We start from the raw sequence: 21,432 nt of genomic DNA on the forward strand, positions 1-21,432 counted from the left end.
CGGGGCATTCCTACATAGGAAGCCAGATGGCCAGATGAGGAAAAGTCCAATCCATGACTGGTGGAACATAAGATTTTCGTGTTGGGTTTTCTATGCTGATTCCTGGCAGGATTAATTCAAAACCTCGGAAAGAGGGAATACTCCAGCATATTTTCGATTGGATTGGCGATACGACCAGCACCTCCAGGTAGTGATGTGCTCTATTGGGTAACTACGTCAGTATCCGAGTATGGCGAGTCTTTTCAATCGCGTCTGGCCGTTGTAGCGGATTGGTAAGTCCAGTACCTGGTTACGGTGCCTCCGCTTTTTAACTGTCGCCGAGTGCCCTGTTGCTGGGTGTAACCCCCGGATTATTGAAATAGCAAAGTGGTTAGACAATATATGTGGGTAAAGACATCTTCAAGTTAGTCAGGATATTTTGAAATGGTTGGCACTTCCGAGATTCTTGATTCAATCACTCCAAAGCAGACCGCAAAGGTCAGCAGTCTCAACGCGGCCATCTGGCAAACCGCTGACGATTACTTACGTTTGATTGTCCCGGCTGAAAACTACGGTGACTACATCATCCCGTTTACTGTTCTGCGCCGATTAGAAGCGCGCTTGGCTCCCACCAAGAAGCAGGTACTCGAACTCATTCGTCGTGAAAATAAGCGCGGTACCGATCCTTCGATAATTGGACTCATGATCGAGAATCAGTTCCAACTCCGTTTCTGGAACTCCCATGAGCTTTCACTAGAACGCCTGGCAATTTCCGATGACGCGCTTAAACCAGGACTCAAGCAATACCTCAACGCGTTTTCCCCAAACATCCTAAAGATCTGGGATGCGTTCGAGTTCGACAAACTCATTGACTTTTTGGACCGCAACAACCAACTGTGGAACGTGGTCAACCACTTCGCATCCATCGACATGTCTGATAAAGCGCTCCAAGATCAGACGATGGGCGATATTTTTGAAAACCTGATGTATCGCTCATTTGCGCGCAAAGCGAAAGATGCCGGTGAATTCTATACCCCGCGCGACGCTATTCGCCTGATGACTTCCATCCTGTTTACCTCCGATGACACCGAGTTAGAAGAGGACGGCATTATCCGTTCGGTGTATGACCCAACGGCTGGTACCTGTGGCATGTTGATTGCTGCCCGTGATGCATTGCGTGCAATCAATCCAGGCATTGAGGTTGTTGTAGCTGGGCAGGAGTTGAAGGAATCGTCCTTCGCGATGGGCAAGTCCGATTTGCTCATGCAGGGTTTCAAGGACCCGGAAGTACTCAAGTTTGGTAACTCGCTAATCAACGATCAATACGCTAATGACACCTTCGACTACATCATGGCCAATCCACCGTATGGCTCTTCCTGGAAGGCGTTTCAAGAGAAGGTGAATAATCTCCGTGACCAGGGGGACCCGCGTTTCTCTGAGGGACTTCCAGCTGTAAGCGATGGGCAGATGCTCTTTCTGATGCACATTGCTCATAAGCTTGCACCGGCCAGTGGTGCCACTAAGGGCGGAAGAGCGGCCGTGGTCACGAACGGGTCTCCGCTTTTTACTGGCGACGCTGAAAGCGGCCCGGACAGCATCCGCAAATACCTCATTGGTGCGCAGGGCGGCACCGAAGTCTTGGATGCGATTATCGCGCTGCCGAATGACATGTTCTACAACACTGGCATCGCCACCTACATTTGGATTCTTGATCGCAACAAGGAACCACGCAGGCGAGGCAAGATTCAGTTCATCGACGCGACCGATATTTGCACCCCGATGCGCAAGAACATGGGCCAAAAGCGCGTCGAATTCACGGATGATAATATCCGCGAAATCACGAAGATTTACAAGGATTTCGAGGAGAACGACCGCTCCATCATCGTTACCGCTGACGATCTGACTTACCGCGATGTGCCAATGTTCAAATTGGCGCACTACGCCGTGAGCGTCACCGATGAAACTGTGGCAAAAGCGATGAAGCACAAGTCTGCTTTCCCGGAGCACGAAGCAGTCATCTGCGAGATGGAGGGACGCGCCTACAACGATCTTCCTAAGGCATTGAAGGCATTAGCTAAAGCCCACGGCGTGAAGATGGGCGCTCCGCTTCTCCGACACATCATGAAGTCGCTTGCTGTTGAGGATGAAAATGCTCCGGCTTCTCTGGATGAGAAGGGCAACCCTGTTGTGGACGCTTCGACCAAGGTAATCGAGCGCGTGCCGTACCTGGAGGATGTGGCCGAGCACATGGAGCGTGAAGTGCTCCCATTTGTCCCTGACATGCAGTGGGATGAGTCGCTGGCGAAGGTTGGAACGGAACTTCCATTGACCCGCCTGTTCTATAAGCCAGAAGAGTCCCGCTCTTTGGAGGAACTAGACGCAGATATTGCGGCTTCACTCGATCGCATTTATTCCATGTTCCGGGAGGTGCGTTCTGATGACTGATCTAAAAGATAGTGGAGTCTACTGGCTAGGAGAAGTCGCTTCTGACTTCGATATTGTGCCTTCTACCATAATATTTAGGGAACGCAGCGAGAAGAATCTGAAAGATGACATTCATTTAACGCCATCCCAAAAATACGGTGTTCTTCCCCAAGATAAGTATCAGGAAATCACGGGCGGGAAAGTCATGCAGAAACTGTCCGATTCTGACATGAAGCACGTCGAACCCAATGATTTTGTGATTCATCTCCGTAGTTTCCAGGGTGGGATTGAACGGAGCCAAATCAGAGGAAAAGTCAGTACCGCCTACACGGTTCTAGAACCTCGTGACGGTGTATTTACTGGCTACTGGCGATATTTTCTGAAGTCAGCGCCATTTATCGAAGGAATGGCATCGTCTACTGACCAACTTCGCGACGGACAAACGATCAATTACGCACGTTTCTCTCGGCTAAAACTTTTGCGTCCTCCACTCGAAACCCAGCGTCGTATCGCTGATTATCTCGATAAGGAAATCAGCGAGATGGACACGCTAATCGAAGAGTTTGATGGACTGGCAACAAACTTAACAAACCGTAGAAGCCTGCTGATTACTAAGAAACTTTATGACCATCTTAACGGCTGTGAACGTAGCGTTGTGGGTTTGTGGAACTACGCAAGCACAAACCCACTCACTCCCGAGTTCAGAGATCTCCCTGAAGGCGAAAAGATTGATTTTCTGCCACTTGAGAACGTTTGGTCCCACGGGAAGGCTGACTATTCCGAAAAGATCGCTTGGGATGGAGGAAAGAGTTCATACACGCAGTTCAGACGTGGCGACATCCTTGTGCCTAAGGTGACTCCCACCGTTTTTCACGGTCGCACGATGGTAGCGGAAACAGAGTCGCCCATTGGGCTGGCTACTTCTGAGGTGCATACTCTTCGAGCACATCTGAATGCTGATCCACGGTGGATCGTCTACAACATGCTATCAAGCAAGTTCCTGGACGAAGCGCGAGGACAGATATATGGTGTTGCGGGACTACAGCGAATCTCCACTCAGTACCTCTCAACTTTCAAAGTCCCCCTCACACCACTCGAAAAGCAGGTTGAAATCGCTGACGAACTAGACCGCGAGTTTGAGCGCATGGACACTCTCATTGAAGAATCCACGCGACTCATCGAAAACCTGAAAGCGCGAAAGACAGCGCTGATTACCGAAGTCGTAACCGGGCGGAAAGAGGTCTAGTCATGGTCAACCCAATTCTCGAAGAAGCAATGGAACTGACCATCTGTCGGTCTCTTAACTCCCAAGGCTGGATCTGGAACGAGGGGGACAACGACAAAGGATTTGACCCCGAACTCGGGTTGTTTCCCGAGGACGTACTCCACTGGCTCAAAACCCAACACCCGAAAGAATACGAGCGCGCGATTCCGCCGACCGCAAATGACACCGACCGCAGGTCCCGCGAGCGCCGCCTGCTTAATCGCCTGACGAAAGAACTTGACTACACGCCGATTCTCGACGGCATCACCAAGAAGGTCAATGGCGGGCTATTAGGTACGCTGCGCGATGGCTTCTCGTTCACCCAGGCAGATCTTGGCACCGTGAACTTCCCGGATATGGCGGGATTCTTCCCGTATGACCCGGCGAAAACCGAAGTAACCAAAAAGGCAAAAGAAAACCGCCTACGCGTGCTGCAACAAGTCCACTTTGAAAAAGGTGATGGAAGCCGGATCGACCTCGTGCTGCTTGTCAACGGTATTCCCGTTGTCACGATGGAGCTGAAAACAGATAACACGCAGTCGATTGATGATGCAGTTGCCCAGTACAAGCACGACCGCAAGCCCAATCGTTCGAAGCGCCCACTGCTGAATCCTGGGCGATGCTTAGTCCACTTCGCTGTGTCTTCCCGCGAAGTCATGATGACTACGGAACTCAACGGAGCCGATACTGTCTTCCTGCCGTTTAACCAGGGAACTGATGAAGGGCGCGCCGGCAATCCAGATAACCCCAACGGTTATAGGGTTTCCTACCTGTGGGAATGGGTATGTTCGCCGGACCTGCTCCTGCGCATTCTGAAAGACTATGCCCTGTGGGAACCGTCCACCAAGGGCAACGAGGGGCGTCTCATTTTCCCTCGTTTCCACCAATTGCGTTCCGTCGAACGAGTCACCAACGACGTGGCGGTCAACGGCACCGGCAGACGTTATCTCATTCAGCATTCAGCGGGCTCGGGAAAGACCAAGACCATTGCGTGGATGGCGCACCGAGCCAACAAGATGATTCATGAAGACGGCACGAAACTGTTTGATTGCGTCATTGTCGTAACCGACCGCACCGTGCTGGACAAGAATGTGGCGGATGGGCTGTCGTTGCTTCAGGCCTCTGAAGGCATGGTCATCAATATCACTAATGATGACACCTCCAAGTCAGAGAAACTGAATCACTATCTGACCCAGGGAAAACGCATCCTGTCCTGTACGCTGCAGACTTTCCCTGCATTGGCGCAGACAATTGATCGGTCGCCGAAACTGCGGAATCGTCGCTGGCTCGTCATTATTGATGAGGCGCACTCGTCTCAGCACGGCAAGGCTTCGCGCACTCTGTTGGAGACGCTGTCGGACACGCCCAATGAAATCTCTGAAGCGGCCTCTCGCGCTGCAGCTGAGGTGGAAGAGGCGGCTGAGGGCGACACATCGCAGGATGTCTCGGTTACCCCAGTCGTACCCACCACACTCACCCGTAAGGAAAAGGACCGTCTCCAGCAGCAACGAGACTCAGCGGTCGCGCGCTCGTCGAACGTCACTATCGTGGCGTTGACCGCTACGCCGAAGGCCAAGACCCTCGCTGTTTTTGGTGAGCCCGCGCCGGACGAGCCGGAAAAGCGCGTGGCGTTTGATCTCTACTCGATGGCCCAGGCAATCGACGAGAACTTCATTCTGGACGTGTTGCAGAACTACTTTTCTCTTTCTCTCTACGCCAAGATCGTAGATCGCCTAGGACGCGAGGACGAAGTGGTGCTCGGTGAAGCGAAATCCGCATTAAAGAAGTTTGTGCGCTCGCACGAACAGACCATTCACTCCAAGGCGGAAGTGGCGGTAGAGCACTTCAATAACAACGTGCGCCATTTGCTTGGCTCTACGGCGAAAGCGATGGTGGTCTGTGATGACCGCATGAGTGCTTATACCTGGTTTAGGGCAGTCCAAGACGTCATCAAAGCCACCCCGAAATATCAGGGACTTGAAGCACTCGTTGCATTCTCCGGCTCCCTCGATGTGTCCAAGGATGAGGATGCCGAGGAAATCGTTACAGAATCCTCGTTGAATAACGAGAATTCTCCTGAAGGCAAACGCCGGATGGAAACGACAAAGATGTTCGACGGTGCGGCCTACAAGTTCCTCATCGTGGCGAATAAATACCAAACGGGATTCGACGAGCCACGGCTATCATCTATGTACGTCGATAAGCCTCTCGCAGGCGTGATGGCAGTGCAGACCCTCTCGCGGCTGAACAGGACGATGCCGTCGAAGAACAAATCCAAGACATTCGTGGTGGACTTCGTCAATGACCCCGAAGCAATCCTTAAAGCCTTCCAGCCGTACTACTCGCAGGCCTCCATTGACACCGAGGTCGACCCAAACGTGCTGACAGACCTCGCGCGTGTGCTCGACACATCCCAGTTCTATGGGACCGAAGAGATGGAAACGCTCGCCAACGTGGTCATGGATCCGGACTTGGATGCGAAGAAGAAAGACAGGCTGATTCGCGCGGGCATCGACCCGATTGTTACCCGGTGGACAGACTTCTACGTCGATGCCGTTGTTGCAGGAGCTAAGGACAAGGAAACCGTGGCAACGGATTTCCGCGCCAACCTGGTGAAGTACGTCCACGCCTGGGATTTTATGAGCCAGTTCATTGATTTCCAGGACGTGAGACTGCATAAGCGGGCAATCTTTGCTGACTTGCTTGTGCGTAATCTGAAGCTGGGGAAGAAGGAACGAAATGAGGATTACGTCACCGGTGTGGATGTGGTGAAAACTGCTGTTACAGGTGACGTGGACAAAGGCAGAAATCTTGAGCTGCGCATTGACGATGCTCGCGCTCCACTTGCTGTTCCCGGTTTTGATGGTCGTGTGTCTACCGGTGGGGCTGCGGATCCGCTGCAAGGTGCTTTCCGTGAGGCAGTGGAGCAGGTCAATGAGTTGTTCTCTGCCGCTGGAATCGACATGTCGAAGTCGGCAAATGCCCGCATGGTTCATGCAGTGTGGGAAGCCCTGGCTAGCGATAAGGATGTGGAGGTTCTTGCCACGAAGAATCCGCAAGATGTGCTTGCTAAGTCGTCGGTTCTGCGTGGCAAGGTCCTCGCCGCAATCCTGGCTGCGGCTACTGAACACAAGCAGTTCACTGACCTGGTGCTCGGTGGTGAAGATGCGCTCGATATGTTTACCGCTGCAATGTCGCGTCTTGCTGTGGCTGCGATAGAAGATAAGGTGCGCGGGATAGATCTTCCTGCCGATGCGCTTGTTGGCAAACCCCAGACTGATTCAGTTGAATCGGAGGCTGAGCGTCGCGTGCAGGAGCTCTACGATGTGATGCTCATGCATGCAGGTGAGAATCCAGTTGAAGAGGACCTAGCGCGGGCACTGGACCAGGCGCTTGTCAACCGTGAAGATACTAACGTGTTCGAAGTGGTGCGCAAACAGTTTATTCAGCGTTCGCTTCCTGTCGCTGGCCAATTCTTTGAAGGGGTGGCTATGTACGCCGTCCAACAGTATTAGGCGGTGATGTTTCGCGTGAAGTGTGCAGGTTCAGAGTGCGGATAAACTGACTGGATTTGAAACCTCCTGCCCGGTCACTCCTGCTGGTTACAGTGCCCGAGCGGGGGCGGTGTTTTTAGAAGCAAAGGGTCGAATAGTTTTAGCCCACTCGTCCGTCCCCGTGCGAAGCCGAGGGGTTTCTTCAGCTAAAACGGTTAAAGACGTGTGGCTTTTTCCTATTCATTTGAGTTAAGAAGTCACTTGATCAGCAACGTTGTAGGAGGTGCCGGTTCGGTTTAGCTCCCTGATCGGTTTAGTGGCAGATAACCACGCGTTACTGAACATCAAAGGTTTTCGACTGTTCCTCGTCATCTTCGACCCAGTGAACGGTTAGTTTTGTGCCAGAAGTTCCCATTGAATAGATGACTGGAATTTCCCAGCTGACACCAGGTTCAAGCGTAATCGGGTGCTGCTCCGTATTGAGACGCATCAAACCATACGCCGCTTGCCCCTCAAACGTGACCGAATGTGCAGCGAGATCACCGGTGTTGGTAACTTCGCACCACCGCTTGGTTTCATATTTCATTTTGCCGTTCTTGTCGAGGCCCTTCGGCAATTGCTCTCGCTTGGAATTGACACGGAACCTAACACCTATTGTTGCTCCTTGACTTTCCCGAGTGGAAAGATCCATCTTCGCCAGGTCGTGCTCGATGGCAGCCCAGATTTTGCTTTCAAGTTCGCTTGCATCAGCGAACTCTCCGAGTAGACCCCGTTCACTTATTTCCTGTTTAAACTGACGAAGGCCGTCCAGCTGAGAAGTATCTATATCATGCGGCAATCGCGCGGTTGAGAAATACGGATGGACTGGCTTGCCGCTATTTACTGCACGATCAATCTCTTCAACGGTTCCCGAAACCGCTTCGCGAGTGGGAGAACCGATACGGCTGCCAAACAACGCGATGACGATATCAGCTTCGTCAACTCCTTGCTCGTTAATGATTGACTGTGGATGGTCACCTAAGAGCGGGACTGACGAGCTTTCCCAAAGCCATGGGATTAGTACGATATTTCTCGCAGCTGCGTGGCGGCTATTCCATGAATGAATTGCGTTCTTAACGGCATCGCGGGCCTCAGGAACATCACTAGGCGAAGCAATCAGTATGTGTAAGGCCGTTGCAGGGAAACTCATATCCAAATCCTAATCGAAAGTGTGTTCCTCGCAATAGCGCGAGCTTTTAGGGTGGCTATGGGTTTATGCACGGTCTGACGCTTGACGGCATTTACCTGGGCACTGCTGCGGTGAAAATTAATAGTAATGCCGGGAGAAAGCTGATCGAATGCATCAGAAGTGTTCCCGCGTGCCGGGGCTTCGGAGTTGCGGTCATGAAGCTCAAGCGGCCGTTACAAAGCTTTAGTAATCGAAAGGGGATACCTGTATTGGAGGAGCGCTAGGTCGCTATAGTTTTCATATGGCACCAGACAGCATTCCGACTACAGATCAGTTCCGTCCAGCAGTACTGCGTGTGCTATCAGATGGGCGAGAACGACGGCTCACAGAGATTGGCGACGATGTAGTTAAACATCTGGGGCTTTCGCATGAGGTTTTGGAGGAAACTATTCCGTCCGGGCAGCCAAGATACAGAAATCGAATTGCTTGGGCCTGCTCGTCGTTTGCGCAATCTGGTTTAGTGATTCGACCAAAGCGCGGGCGATACGTGATCTCGGATGATGGGCGTCAAGTAGATGCAAGGAACCTTGAGGAATACACCGAAAAGGACATGCTGGAGTGGCCCAAGTGGCGGCAGTACCAAGATGAGATTAGGGAGCGCAAAAGCTCTGGCAATGCAGCGGCTGACTTGCCAGCATCCTCAGGCGTGCGTAACGAAGGGGCTTTAGCTGAATGGGAAGAAGCTTCGGCTAGTCCGACGAAATCTCCATTAGAGATGGTGGAGGATGCGCAAGCTGATTGGAACGCGAAGGTTTCCACCGATCTGCGGCAGCGCCTGCAGGACTCGACCCCTGAGTTCTTTGAACGCGCTGTCATCGAACTGCTGTGGGCAATGGGATACGGCGGTGTCCACGGGCAGAAGCAGCATCTGGGACGGTCAAATGACGGTGGCGTCGACGGAGTGATTCGTGAAGATGCCCTTGGGCTTGGCAAAGTTTATGTGCAGGCCAAGCGCTATGCTGACTCAAATTCCGTTGGGAATGGAGAAATAAGAAACTTCATTGGTGCGCTAGATTCTCGCGGTGCGAATAAAGGCGTATTCATCACAACTTCTCGCTTTACCAACGGGGCAGTAGAAGCTGCAGCGAACTATAGGCACGGAACAATCGTCCTGATTGATGGCGTGAAACTATCCGCACTCATGCTTGACTATGGCGTCGCGGTCCAAAAAGCACATGAGATTACCCTTTACGAACTGGATGAAGACTTTTTCGAAGAGGACCAGTAGGGCGTCTCATGGCGGGTGTGACCTGTCATTGCGAGGTTACTTGAGTGGGCTTCAAATCTTATACAATCGGGAGACCGTTTTTACGTAAATAGGAAGCCCGATGCGGACACTCAGTTTCTTCAACAACAAGGGAGGAGTGGGGAAGACCACTCTTTCCACCAATGTCGCCCATTATTTTGCTCGTCAGGGTAAACGAGTGCTCTATGTGGATTGCGATCCGCAGTGCAATGCCACACAACTCATGCTGACTGAAGACCAACACGAGGAAATCTACCTGAGCAGTAAGAATGATGAGCAGGCCGAGCGAGATTCGCTGGCTAATACCGTCTACTCGCTGTTCATCCCGCTACGGGAAGGCGAGACCGATATCGAGCCCGATATCCGGACGGTGCGCTCGGAGAGGTTTGGAGTCGATGTCCTGCCAGGGCACCCGGCTCTTTCCAACATTGAAGATGTCATGAGTGACGCATGGCAGTCATCGCTAGCCAAGAAGACCGGCGACTTTCGTCGAATCCACTGGGCCGGACAGTTGGCCGTGGCGATGGAGGATGAAGATCGATACGACTACATCTTCTACGATGTGGGACCGTCGTTAGGCCCTTTCAATCGAACCGTACTCTTGGGCTGCGACGCCTTCGTTACTCCTACGTCAACCGACTTGTTCAGCTTCCACGCCTTTGGAAACCTCGCCAAGTGGTTCAACGACTGGGTCACTGAATACAGCGAAATATCCGAGGGGAACCTTTCCCAGTGGAGGAACTACTCGCCAGATATTTCGAAGAAAACTCGAAAGCTTCGGCTGCTCGGGCATGACGGACGTGGGCTTCAGTACCTTGGCTACACAACGCTGGAATACGTGAAGCGGCGCTCGAACGGTAAAGAACAGCTTGTCGGAGCCTTTGAACGATTCCGCGGCAAGTTTGACGACGAAGCAAAGCGGATTGGCGAAAGCCTCGGACATTCGTGTGACCAGTACCTGATTGGGCATGTGCCGCACATGTACTCCATGCCGGCGACCGCACAGGATAGTCATTCACCAATTGCAGACCTGCAAGCAACCGATGGCGTGCGGGGAACTCAGCTGAACCAACGTACAGGCTATGCAGAGAAGATTGATGAAGTCGCTGCGCTGGTTCTGGAGCGGTTGGAAAGCTAGGCGCTGTTGCGACGCGCACGATCGACGCGGTTCCGGCCAATGAAGAAGATGCTGCACTGCTGAAGATCCAGGTCGGCGCGCCTTTGCTGCGTGTCCGGCGCCGTGCATTCACGCTGGACGGAGTGCCGATTGAGGTCTCCGGTGGACGCTACCTAGCAAGTAAAACGAACTTCTCGGTGACGACGGCGCGGGGCAATGCGTCACCGATCTCGCTGCAGGCTGGGGAGGGCGTGCGGGAGAGGGCTGACCTGGACGAGCGTATTAGCCCCTTCCCGTTCAGATCGGCAGAGACGTCAAAATCTAGCTAGTGCGCAGTTTGCTTTCAAATGCGTTTCGCAAGTTTACTGGCAATGACTGTCTTATTGAAAAAGGGGTTATCTCGATAAGCTGGTCGTAAGCAGGCGGGTTCGTAAACTCATTCTGAACAATATTTTGGAGAGCCTTAATTTCGGCATTAGTTGAGTCACTTGCCCAGTAGGTGGCTAAGCGCTCATCTAGTGGAACGCCCATCATCTTGCTGAAAAGCTCAGACGCTTCCATTGCTGCGCGTGAATTATCTGCAATATATTTTCGGTTTATACCTTCTACGGTATTTTCCCACTCTGCTTGGACTGTCATAGCGGAGCTCAGATTTAGGGAATGGTATTCGTTGTTTTTAACAGCCTCCTTAATCTCAGCATTTCTCTTTGATCGAAGATAGAGCGGGGCGGCAATCGGCGCCATAAAAATTAGCAGTACGAGGAGTAGGCTAAAAAGCCCGCCTAGGAGGTTGGGAAAAATATCTGCTAGCACTGCAAGGAAGCCAACGCCAAAGAGGGCCGCTAGGGCCACGCTAATCAATTTTGTAATGCTATATTTCTCTGGAACTTCCTTATATGAGGAGTTCAACGTAATTTCAGGATTTGGTGGGTACTGAGGTGCCGGTAGGAAAATTCCGCTAATAAGGGCGTCATTATTCCATTCGGGTTTTTTCCAGCTTGGGAATTGTCGAATAATCTCATCAGCGCGATTTGCAACTACAGTTTGCCAAATTGTGCTTACGTCTTGGTGCTTTTGAATGTGTTCAAGAGCCTTCGGGCGGTATTCATAATAATATTTACTACCTACACCATCGCGCCATTGCGCATATGTGATATTTTTCATATGCGTCATGTCTTCATGGTTCTGTACGCGAAATTGAGTTAGCTCGCTGTGTATATCCTGAATTGCAGATAACGTTTCGGAATGATGGCGCTCGGACTGGCGCATTTGTTGGTCGAGCTTGTTGATAGTTTCTTGCTGAAGTCTTTGGGTTTTTTGAGCATCTCGGTGGGCTGAGGCAAATCCCGCAGCCATAATGATGTTTCCCGCATAGGTTGCGTGTAACTGCTGTTTCGCCGTTCGTGCTGCTTCTTCTTGGACAGCTGTGTTGTGTCGAACGGCAGACGTCATGTCTGTGTACTTTGAATTCATGTTTTGTGCCATGGCTGATATTCTCCGGTATGTCTTGTGCTGGAAAGCACTTTGTGGTGCTGGGAACAAGGGAAATTGTATTCCCCCTTTAGTTACTAGTCGATTGCAGTGTTGAGAGTTGCTAGCTTGGGCGACGTTTCTACAGCTGCTTCAACAAGTGTCAGCTAATTCAACATTGCGCGGCACTCTTCCTCGGAATGGCCGGAGTTCAGGCAATCGGCCCAGTCGATCTGGCCTTGAACCCACGGGGATGGCTCGTTGTTCTGAGGTGCCGGGGCGATGTTCGTGGATGGGTCGTCATAGAAATTGTTGGCACAGTACTGTGTCCAGCCGGAGGTGCCGTCGGTAAAACCAGGTAGTGCCCTGCTCGTAGAGTCTCTGCGAGGATTTCGCGCAATACGAAATCGTTTTGTTTTGGCCTGTGGTCGCTATCACTTTAAAAGCCTGCAGAGCTGGAGGTGGATAGTATTATAGTTATATTTAGTTCACATTTTATTAACCCTATTTAGGGGCTTTGATTGGTCGCCTTTCGGGGTACGATAACGATTCATAGCCTGTTTTTTGCACTTGCCCATGCCGTAGTTCTTATTGGAACCGTTTTACTATTCACTTCTCTATGCAAGGAGTAATCATGGGCACTCATCAAGCATTTTCGAATCTGGCACGGTCAGCTACGGCACTGGTAGCTGCAGCGGGTGTCGCTATGGCAGCGGCTCCTATCGCGGCTGCTGACCCAACTACGACAACAGGTAATAATCAGGTCCTGTCTTGGACGGAAATGGGCGAGTGGGGCCCAAGGGCGAATGATTTCCCCACCGTCATGGTCAATCAGGGGATGACGGAAAACATCAGTCCAGAGGGCACGAATGTGCAGTGTGTTCCTGCTCCTGGTGAGAATCCGGTGGTCATGATCCACGGGATGAACTCGAACTCGTATCAGACCTATGCCCGCATGGCACCAGAGCTAAAGGCAATGGGGAAGTGTCTGTACGCATTTAACGTCGGCAAGCTGGGCCCTGACGAGTTTTCGGTGCTGGGCTCCATTCCAACCATGCGCAACATGACCCCGCTCGACACCGCTTTGGCTGAGCTGACTGCAAAGATTGACACGCTCAAGGCTGAAACTGGTGCTACCGCCGTCGATATTGTTGGTCACTCTGCTGGTGGCACCTTGGCTGCCGCTTACGCCAGGCAGGAGCAGGGCCGGGGTATAGGCACGGTAGTGTCCCTGGCGGGCGTCCTGCACGGCACATCGCTGCTCGGTATCTCCTATGGTTTGGAGCAGCTCGACCAGTTCGACAACGCTGGCAATAAGGCTGCGGGGTACATTGTCAGCCCGAGCCTGGTGGATCTGCTGCAGCATAGCGAGTTCATGGCCAAGATGAATGAGGGCGGCTTGGAGCAGTCGGGTGTCAACTATGTTGCTATCTCTACCCAGGTTGATGAAGCCGTCACTCCAATGGCTGCAAGCCAGTGGAAGGCACCGAGCGCCAACAACATTCTTCTGCAGGACGGTTGCTCGGCGGACCTGTCGGGCCACATTGGTCTAACTTTCTCGCCGCGGGCAATTGCGCTGGTAGCTAATGCGCTGGGGCGCAATGTTGAGGTTCCATGTGTACCGGTAACCGCCGTTGTGGAAGGCGGCATCAATGACAATGCCGGTGTTCGCCCTGAACATGTCAATGCCGTTTCTGATGGCATCACGGAAATCGACGGACGCATTGCTCAGGCTGCGGAATCGCGGTAGCGATAGTCGCGAGCGCGACAGTAACCGGCAGTAAAACCGGACAAGGGATAGGGCGCGTTGTCGGCAGTAGCTACTAGCTGTCGGGACGCGCCTTTTTCGCCATCAAATCCAGGGCAATGGCCGCGCCAATAATGGCAGCGCGTAGCTGTGGCGGCAAATCATCCTTGAGCTGGAGCACATAGCGCTCATTGCCGGTTAGCATATTTGTAAAACCCGACCACTTGCGTGACATCTGTGCAACTTCGATGTCATTGATCTTGAAGGTTGCGTCGTAATGCCAAACGTCGCCGTCGACCTCGCAATTGGCAAAACCGGGGATGGAAATTTCCAGCCGCCGCTTAAAGAACGCAAATTTCTGCTGAATAGTTGCCAGTAGACGCGAAGCCTCTGCTCCAGTCTGCTGCTTGCCTTCAGAGGATGTCGCCTGCGGGTCGGGGTAGTAGACCTCGTAGCTGTCAAGGGCGAAATCGGTTGGATCGGTAATAACGAACACAGGAGTGCCGTCTGGTTCGGACACTGTCAGACGACGAGAGCCCATAAACATGCGGCTCAGCGTGCCGCCAGTAGTTTCAATCTTGCCGACGCAATTGCCCTCGGTGTCCAGGATGTCGAAATCATCCGCCATGAAATTTCGAATCTGCTGGATAACGATGCTGTTGTGCGAGAGCAGTCCCCGATAACGTCCTTGCTGTGGCGGAAGCTGTTCAGGTGTGGGAGGTTGCTCAGGAGCGGAGGGCTGCTCAGCCGCGGAAGGCTGCTCAGCCGCGGACGGCTGCTGCTCGGAAGCCTCTTCCGCATCATTTTGTGGAATCTGATCCCACAGTGACTTTGGGTTATCCCAATACGAAGTCATGGCAACAGCCTTCCTTGATGAGTCTTGGGGCAGGCGAGTGGGTTAGAAGTTCTCTACGAGCGCCTTGTTGAAAGCCTCAAGGTCAGCCGGGGTGCGGGAGGAAATCAGGTTGCCGTCAACGACAACTTCCTCATCGACCCAGTTGGCGCCAGCGTTAATCAGGTCAGTCTTGACGCTGATGTAGGAGGTAATAGTGCGGCCCTTCAGCACATCCGCATCGGTGAGAATCCAACCGCCGTGGCAAATCACGCCGATTGGCTTGTTAGCTGCGGCGAATCCCTTCACCAAAGCCACGGCATCCTTATCGATGCGAATCTGGTCTGCATTCACGGTGCCGCCAGGCAGAATCAGGGCATCGTAATCATCGGCAGAAACGCTGCTGGTGAGCTTATCGACATCGACCTTCGTGCCATTCTTGCCCTCAATGGAGCCTTCCTCCGTGGAGATAACGTGCACGGTCGCACCGGCATCCTTCACGGCCTCAGTCGGGCTAGTCAGCTCGGAGTCCTCGAATCCGTCAGTGGCCAAAACTGCAATGGTCTTATTCGTTAAATCAGTCATAGCCCCGAGGGTAACGACGTGATCGCGTTTATGCATCCAGGCGACCATGATCTTCGAGAGTCTTACCTAGTTGCGTAAGTAGTATCCGCCATTATGAAAAGTCGCTTGCGTTCACACCCGCGCAAGCGATATTCTGAAGTCCCGTGGTTACGAAATACATCATCGTTACGGGAGGCGTAGCCTCCTCCCTCGGCAAAGGCTTAACTGCGGCTTCGCTCGGCCGCCTGCTCACCTCGCGTGGTCTCAAAGTGACTATGCAAAAGCTCGATCCCTACCTCAACGTGGATCCGGGCACCATGAACCCCTTCCAGCACGGCGAGGTCTTCGTCACTGAAGATGGCGCAGAAACTGACCTGGACCTCGGTCACTACGAGCGCTTCCTCGATCGCAACCTCTCCGCCGGCGGTAACGTCACCACCGGCAAGGTCTATTCCTCAGTCATCGCCAAGGAGCGCCGCGGCGAATTCCTCGGCCAGACCGTGCAGGTCATCCCGCACATCACCGACGAGATCAAATCCCGCATCGTCGCTATGGGCAATGCCGACGCAAACGGCGAAAAGCCCGACGTGGTCATCACCGAGATCGGCGGCACCGTCGGCGATATTGAATCGCAGCCCTTCCTGGAAGCCGCACGGCAAGTGCGTCACGACGTCGGCCGCGAGAACGTCTTCTACCTGCACGTGTCACTGGTTCCGTACCTCGGCCCCTCCAAGGAACTGAAGACCAAGCCTACCCAGCACTCGGTGGCCGAACTTCGCTCGATTGGCCTGGTTCCCGATGCGGTCGTTTTGCGATGCGACCGCGACGTCCCCGACTCCCTCAAAAACAAGATTGCGCTGATGTGCGACATCGACCGCGAGGGCGTGGTGTCCTGCCCGGATGCTCCGAGCATCTACGACATCCCGAAGGTCCTCTATGAAGAGCACCTGGACACCTTCATCATCCGCCGCCTGAACCTGCCGTTCCGCGACATGGATTGGGCCGTGTGGGGAGACCTGCTCGAACGCGTCCACAACCCGAAGGGCGAGGTCACGGTGGCGCTCGTCGGCAAGTACATTGACCTGCCGGACGCCTACCTGTCCGTCGCGGAAGCTGTGCGTGCCGCAGGTTTCGCCCACCGCGTGAAGGCGAATATCCGCTGGGTCGCTTCCGATGACTGCGAAACCCCGGAGGGGCTGAAGAAGAACATGGCCGGCGTTGACGCGATTGTCATCCCCGGCGGCTTCGGCGGTCGCGGCATTGAAGGCAAGATCGCGACCATCCGCTACGCCAAGCAAACCGGCACGCCACTGCTGGGAATCTGCCTGGGTATGCAGTGTGTCGTCATCGAGGCGGCGCGTACTGCGGGTGTTGAGGGCGCGTCCTCGACCGAGTTCGATGAGAATGCGGCCGAGCCGGTCATCGCCACGATGGAGGAACAGCTGCAGGCCGTCTCCGGTGAGGCTGACCTGGGTGGATCCATGCGCCTGGGTTCCTACCCGGCAAAGCTCGCCGAAGATTCCGTCGTCGCTCGCCTCTACGGCACCACCGATGTCGCCGAGCGCCACCGCCACCGCTACGAGGTCAACAACGCCTACCGCAACCAGCTGTCAGAAGCCGGACTGGTCATCTCGGGCACCTCGCCGGACGGCAAGCTCGTCGAATTCGTCGAGTACCCCACGGACGTGCACCCATACCTCGTGGCCACGCAGGCGCACCCGGAGCTGAAGTCACGCCCCACCAACGCCCATCCGCTTTTCGACGGACTCATCGCCGCAGCCCTCAAGCGCAACTAGCTTCGGCTCCGCGAGGGCGAATCCGGCCTACCTATTAGAGTGAATCTCATGGCGCACCAATTTGACGTTGTTGATTCCGAGATTGTTCTCGAGGCACCTATCATCGCGGTCCGCCGCGACCAGGTGCGGATGCCGGGTGGAAACATTTCCGCCCGCGAGATTGTGGAGCATTTCGGCGCTGTCGCGGTCGTTGCCGCAGATGAGGATAACCGCCTCTACCTGCTGAGTCAGTGGCGGCAGGCGGCAGGGGAGCGTCTGGTGGAGTTGCCGGCAGGTCTTCTCGATGTCGCGGACGAGGACCCGCTGGAGGCCGCCAAGCGGGAGCTGGTGGAGGAAGCTGGGCTGGAGGCCGAGTCCTGGTCCCTGCTTACCGATATGTTCAGCTCGCCCGGCTTCGCAGAGGAAGCGGTTCGGATTTATCTGGCCCGGGGTCTCCGTGCCGTCGATAAGCCGGAAGCTCACGATGAGGAAGCGGACATGACTGCGTCATGGGTTCCGGTCGAGGATGCGGTGGCGATGGCGCTGCGCGGAGAGATTCTCAACGGCATCGCGCTGTCTGGCATTCTGCTGGCGGCGGAGGTGTTGCTGAGGGGTGCCACGCCGCGCTCGGTCGCGGAGCCGTTCGACATTCGACCGACGACTCTGGCTCAGCGTCGGACGGAGCAGCTCGGCGCCGGCGCGGACCTGAAACGCATCCGATGAGTTCGATCGATCCGCTTGTCGACGCCTTCGTCACCTACCTCGCGGTGGAAAAGGGCCTGTCGGCGAATACGCTCGCCAGTTATAAGCGCGACTTGGAGAAGTACCGCACCTATCTGCGGGAGATTGGCCGCGCGGAATTGGCGCAGGTCACCGAGCAGGATGTGTCAGAGTTCCTGGCGTACCTCGCGCGGGGAGACAAGTCGGCGGGCAGGCCGGCACTGGCCCCGACCTCGGTGACGCGTTCGCTGTCCGCAGTGCGGAGCTTCCATAAGTTCGCGGTGGGTGAGGGCGCGTTGGATGTGGATGTCGCCAAGCGGGTGTCGCCGCCGAAGCAGCCCTCGCGGTATCCGAAGGCACTCAGCATTGATGAGGTCACCCGGCTTATCGAGTCCATCCCCGACGATGAGACCGCCGACGTGACGGATTTGCGCAACCGTGCACTGGTGGAGTTTCTGTACTCGACAGGAGCTCGCGTCTCCGAGGTCACCGGCCTGGATATCGATGACGTGGACCGCGAAACCAACCTCGTGCTGCTGCGCGGCAAGGGCGGCAAGGAGCGCATCGTGCCCGTGGGATTGCCGGCTATGGCGGCGCTGGATGCGTGGCTGACACGCGGGCGGCCAAGCTGGGTGCGGGCGAACTCCGGGCCGGCACTGTTTATTAACTCGCTGGGGCGCAGGCTGTCTCGGCAGTCGGCGGGAAATACACTGACGGAGCTAGGCGAGCGCGCCGGGCTGAGCGTGAAAATCTCCCCGCACACCCTGCGCCACAGTTTCGGCACACACCTCATTGAGGGCGGTGCCGATGTGCGCGTGGTCCAGGAGCTGCTTGGGCACGCCTCGGTGACGACGACTCAGATTTACACCATGATTACCGCGGAGAATATGCGACGAGTCTGGGCGGGGGCTCACCCACGGGCTGAATACTCGCGGTAATATATCGCGCAGTAGAATTGATGAGAAATCTTCAAGGAAGAGGGATTGACTGTGGCTGAAGAAGGGTTGTTTGAGGCCGATCGAGTTGAACTCGGTCTCACCGGTCGTCCGGCACGTGAGCTGCCGGAACCCGCACCTCTGAACAGTCACGGCCCCGCAGTCATCCTGGCAATGTGTAACCAGAAGGGCGGCGTGGGTAAGACCACCTCGACCATTAACCTGGGTGCGGCGCTGGCAGAGTTCGGTCGTAAAGTCCTGCTCGTTGACTTAGACCCACAAGGCGCACTATCCGCCGGTCTTGGTGTCCCGCATGAGGAGCTCGACCTGACCGTCTACAACCTCATCGTCGATGACACCACCGACGTTCGCGATGCCATCCACCACACCAAGGTCTCCGGCCTGGACCTCGTTCCGGCCAACATCGACCTGTCGGCTGCGGAGATTCAGCTTGTCAACGAAGTCGGCCGCGAGCAGGCCCTCGGACGCGCGCTGCGCCCAGTGATGAATGACTACGACTTCATCATCATTGACTGCCAGCCGTCGCTAGGCCTGTTGACTGTCAATGCGCTGACCATCTCCGAGGGCGTCATCATCCCAATGGTGGCGGAGTACTTCTCCCTGCGCGGTCTGGCACTACTCACCGACACGGTGGCCAAGGTCCGCGACCGCCTGAACTTCAACCTGGAAGTCTCGGGCATTTTGGTCACCATGTTTGACCGCCGGACCCGCCACGCCAAAGAAGTCATGGAACGCCTCATCGAGGTCTTCGGTGACAAGGTCTTCGACACGGTCATCACCCGTACCGTCCGCTTCCCGGAAACCTCCGTCGCCGGCGAGCCCATCACCACCTGGGCACCGAACACCCCAGCTGCGGCACAGTACCGCAACCTGGCCCGCGAGGTCATCGAGCGCAAAGGCCGCAAATAATAGGTGACTTCCCCGGATAGTTACACTCCCGAACCGTCGTCAAGCGAGGGCGTGCAGGAAGAGATCACCGGCTTCCGCGTCGCGCTCGCGAACTTCAACGGGCCTTTCGACCTGCTGCTGCAGCTCATCAGCAGCAAAAAGATGGACGTCACCGAGGTCGCGCTGGCGGCGGTGACGGACGAGTTCATCTCGTACACGCGCAGCCTCGACGCAGTCAGCGATCTCGACGAAATCACCGAATTCCTCGTCGTGGCAGCGACGCTGCTCGACCTCAAGACCGCACGACTTCTGCCGCGTGGCGACGTCGACAGCGAAGAAGACCTCGAACTGCTAGAAGCGCGCGACCTGCTGTTCGCCCGACTGCTGCAGTACCAGGCGTACGGCAAGGTGGCCGACCAATTCGAGGAGTGGCAGAAGACCGCGCCGCGGCGCTATCCGCGAGCTGTGGGGCCGGACACGCAGTTCGAGGAGCTGCTGCCGCCCGTGCGCCTGGGCATGACGCTTGGGGAGTTCGCCGAGTTTGCGGCCGTCGTGATGCGGCCGAAGCCGCCTGAGGAAGTCGGTGTCGGGCACATCCACGGCGTGCCCGTGTCCGTGCCGGAGCAGGCGGGCAAGATTCTGGACTCGCTGCGGCTGGCCGGCGAGGGGACCTGGTTGACGTTTACGCAGCTGACCTCGGAGTGCCGCGTATCCATGGAAGTTGTCGGACGGTTCCTGGCGCTGCTGGAGCTCTACCGAGCCAAGGCGATTGGTGTGGAGCAGGAGGAGGCGCTGGAGGAAATCCACGTGGCCTGGACAGGGCTGGACGTGGACCCGGCTGTCGTAGCGGCGGCGAACTGGGAGTAGGTGGCTGTTGGTCTGTGCTGGCTGTTGGGCTCGGGTGGGCGGGGGCTGGGTTGGGCTTGGTCGGGTTGGGGTTGGGCTGGCCTGACTGATTAGTGGCCACTAATTAGCGCCCGGCGCGGGAGGTTGCGTAATCTGACGCGCATGAGCGAAACCAGTTCCGCACCATCTGAGCAGGCCACGGAGTCTGCGTCTGCTTCTCCGGCGCAGTTGCCACCCATTGACCCGTTGCGAGCAGGCGTGGAGTCGATTCTGCTTGTGGTCGATACGCCGGTGGCGGCGGAGGATATGGCGCGGGCGCTGGATGTTTCCGCAAGCGATATCCGTGACGTGCTTCGCGAGATCGAGTACGAATACCGTGCGCGCCGCAGCGGCATTGAGCTGCGTGAAACGGATGAGGGCTGGCGCTTCTACACAGCTCCCGCGCACGCCAGCGCGGTCGAGCGATTCTTGCTGGATGGCTCGCAGTCGAAGCTCTCACGTGCAGCTATGGAGACGCTGGCAGTAGTGGCTTACCGACAGCCGGCCACGCGTGCGCAGGTCTCCGGTGTGCGTGGTGTCAATGTCGATGGGGTGATGCGCACGCTGGTCGCGCGCGGTCTGATTGCGGAATCCGGAGAGGACCCGGCAACCGGCGCGCATTTGTACGTTACGACGACGCTGTTCCTGGAGCTTTTGGGGATTGATTCGCTGGACCAGCTGCCTGATTTGGCTCCGCTGCTGCCTGAGGTCGACTTGATCGACGAGCCGTTGGACTAGGTGGGGTTCTGGGGCGGTTGGACAGGGGGCCTAGCTGGGCCGCGGGGCTGCGGGGCTGCGGGGCTCGCTCCATCGGCTAACCCACTTCACGACACGCGTGTCACC

The 21,432-nt window shown here is 55.5% G+C and carries 17 protein-coding genes; 13 read left to right on the top strand and 4 right to left on the bottom strand.

Annotated features, from left to right (window positions below; translation table 11 throughout):
* Nucleotides 1–423: 423 nt before the first annotated feature.
* Genes HMPREF2562_RS07845 through HMPREF2562_RS07855 form a run of 3 tightly spaced genes read left to right on the top strand, consistent with a single transcriptional unit; the run spans nucleotide 424 to nucleotide 7,182 of the window.
* A complete protein-coding gene (locus HMPREF2562_RS07845) occupies nucleotides 424–2,424 on the top strand; it encodes a type I restriction-modification system subunit M (RefSeq protein ID WP_070549831.1) in 2,001 nt (666 codons plus the stop codon).
* The gene (locus tag HMPREF2562_RS07850; RefSeq protein WP_070549832.1) at nucleotides 2,417–3,649 is read left to right on the top strand and encodes a restriction endonuclease subunit S; all 1,233 of its coding nucleotides are present in this window, start codon (nucleotides 2,417–2,419) and stop codon (nucleotides 3,647–3,649) included. The genes HMPREF2562_RS07845 and HMPREF2562_RS07850 overlap by 8 nt, the downstream gene beginning before the upstream one ends.
* Nucleotides 3,650–3,651: 2 nt before the next feature.
* Nucleotides 3,652–7,182 (top strand): type I restriction endonuclease, encoded by a 3,531-nt coding sequence (locus HMPREF2562_RS07855; protein WP_070549833.1) that lies wholly within the window; start codon nucleotides 3,652–3,654, stop codon nucleotides 7,180–7,182.
* A gap of 313 nt (nucleotides 7,183–7,495) precedes the next feature.
* Here the strand turns inward: HMPREF2562_RS07855 and HMPREF2562_RS07860 are convergent, their stop codons facing one another.
* Nucleotides 7,496–8,350, bottom strand: coding sequence for a DUF4062 domain-containing protein (locus HMPREF2562_RS07860; protein WP_070549834.1), 855 nt, complete (start codon nucleotides 8,348–8,350; stop codon nucleotides 7,496–7,498).
* 280 nt (nucleotides 8,351–8,630) lie between these two features.
* On the opposite strand from HMPREF2562_RS07860, the gene HMPREF2562_RS07865 reads away from it, so the two are divergent.
* From HMPREF2562_RS07865 to HMPREF2562_RS10785, 3 genes are all read left to right on the top strand, one after another.
* Nucleotides 8,631–9,617, top strand: coding sequence for a restriction endonuclease (locus HMPREF2562_RS07865; RefSeq protein ID WP_070549835.1), 987 nt, complete (start codon nucleotides 8,631–8,633; stop codon nucleotides 9,615–9,617).
* Between the two features lie 100 nt (nucleotides 9,618–9,717).
* Nucleotides 9,718–10,773, top strand: coding sequence for a ParA family protein (locus HMPREF2562_RS07870; protein ID WP_070549836.1), 1,056 nt, complete (start codon nucleotides 9,718–9,720; stop codon nucleotides 10,771–10,773).
* A 20-nt stretch (nucleotides 10,774–10,793) separates the two neighbouring features.
* Nucleotides 10,794–11,081, top strand: coding sequence for a UTRA domain-containing protein (locus tag HMPREF2562_RS10785; RefSeq protein ID WP_338149068.1), 288 nt, complete (start codon nucleotides 10,794–10,796; stop codon nucleotides 11,079–11,081).
* Here HMPREF2562_RS10785 and HMPREF2562_RS07875 read toward each other — a convergent pair.
* Nucleotides 11,074–12,237, bottom strand: a complete 1,164-nt coding sequence (locus tag HMPREF2562_RS07875) for a hypothetical protein (protein WP_070549837.1) — start codon at nucleotides 12,235–12,237, stop codon at nucleotides 11,074–11,076. The genes HMPREF2562_RS10785 and HMPREF2562_RS07875 overlap by 8 nt on opposite strands.
* A gap of 619 nt (nucleotides 12,238–12,856) precedes the next feature.
* On the opposite strand from HMPREF2562_RS07875, the gene HMPREF2562_RS07880 reads away from it, so the two are divergent.
* Entirely contained in the window at nucleotides 12,857–13,972 is a 1,116-nt protein-coding gene (locus HMPREF2562_RS07880) for an esterase/lipase family protein (protein ID WP_070549838.1), read from the top strand.
* Nucleotides 13,973–14,045: 73 nt separating this feature from the next.
* On the opposite strand, the gene HMPREF2562_RS07885 is transcribed toward HMPREF2562_RS07880, so the two are convergent.
* Together HMPREF2562_RS07885 and HMPREF2562_RS07890 are read right to left on the bottom strand one after the other, a co-directional pair.
* A complete protein-coding gene (locus tag HMPREF2562_RS07885) occupies nucleotides 14,046–14,825 on the bottom strand; it encodes an LURP-one-related/scramblase family protein (protein ID WP_070549839.1) in 780 nt (259 codons plus the stop codon).
* A gap of 42 nt (nucleotides 14,826–14,867) precedes the next feature.
* The gene (locus HMPREF2562_RS07890) at nucleotides 14,868–15,386 is read right to left on the bottom strand and encodes a type 1 glutamine amidotransferase domain-containing protein (protein ID WP_049193590.1); all 519 of its coding nucleotides are present in this window, start codon (nucleotides 15,384–15,386) and stop codon (nucleotides 14,868–14,870) included.
* 143 nt (nucleotides 15,387–15,529) lie between these two features.
* Between HMPREF2562_RS07890 and HMPREF2562_RS07895 the strand changes: the two genes are divergently transcribed.
* The 6 genes from HMPREF2562_RS07895 (at nucleotide 15,530) to scpB (ending at nucleotide 21,327) form a co-directional block, all read left to right on the top strand.
* Nucleotides 15,530–17,161 (top strand): CTP synthase, encoded by a 1,632-nt coding sequence (locus HMPREF2562_RS07895; RefSeq protein WP_070549840.1) that lies wholly within the window; start codon nucleotides 15,530–15,532, stop codon nucleotides 17,159–17,161.
* A 48-nt stretch (nucleotides 17,162–17,209) separates the two neighbouring features.
* Nucleotides 17,210–17,863, top strand: coding sequence for an NUDIX domain-containing protein (locus tag HMPREF2562_RS07900; protein ID WP_070549841.1), 654 nt, complete (start codon nucleotides 17,210–17,212; stop codon nucleotides 17,861–17,863).
* Nucleotides 17,860–18,798, top strand: coding sequence for a site-specific tyrosine recombinase XerD (locus HMPREF2562_RS07905; RefSeq protein WP_070549842.1), 939 nt, complete (start codon nucleotides 17,860–17,862; stop codon nucleotides 18,796–18,798). The genes HMPREF2562_RS07900 and HMPREF2562_RS07905 overlap by 4 nt, the downstream gene beginning before the upstream one ends.
* 51 nt (nucleotides 18,799–18,849) lie before the next feature.
* Nucleotides 18,850–19,725: a ParA family protein gene (locus tag HMPREF2562_RS07910; protein WP_049189940.1), complete on the top strand. Its 876-nt coding sequence runs from the start codon at nucleotides 18,850–18,852 to the stop codon at nucleotides 19,723–19,725.
* A 3-nt stretch (nucleotides 19,726–19,728) separates the two neighbouring features.
* Nucleotides 19,729–20,571 carry a segregation and condensation protein A gene (locus tag HMPREF2562_RS07915; protein WP_210384452.1) on the top strand — a complete coding sequence of 281 codons (843 nt, stop codon included), beginning with the start codon at nucleotides 19,729–19,731 and terminating at the stop codon, nucleotides 20,569–20,571.
* A gap of 141 nt (nucleotides 20,572–20,712) precedes the next feature.
* On the top strand, nucleotides 20,713–21,327 hold the full coding sequence (scpB, locus tag HMPREF2562_RS07920; RefSeq protein WP_038625570.1) for an SMC-Scp complex subunit ScpB: 615 nt from the start codon (nucleotides 20,713–20,715) through the stop codon (nucleotides 21,325–21,327).
* The last annotated feature ends 105 nt before the right edge of the window (nucleotides 21,328–21,432 follow it).

This window comes from Corynebacterium sp. HMSC077G07 (assembly GCF_001809225.1).
In the GTDB taxonomy this organism is placed as follows: Bacteria; Actinomycetota; Actinomycetes; order Mycobacteriales; family Mycobacteriaceae; genus Corynebacterium; species Corynebacterium jeikeium_D.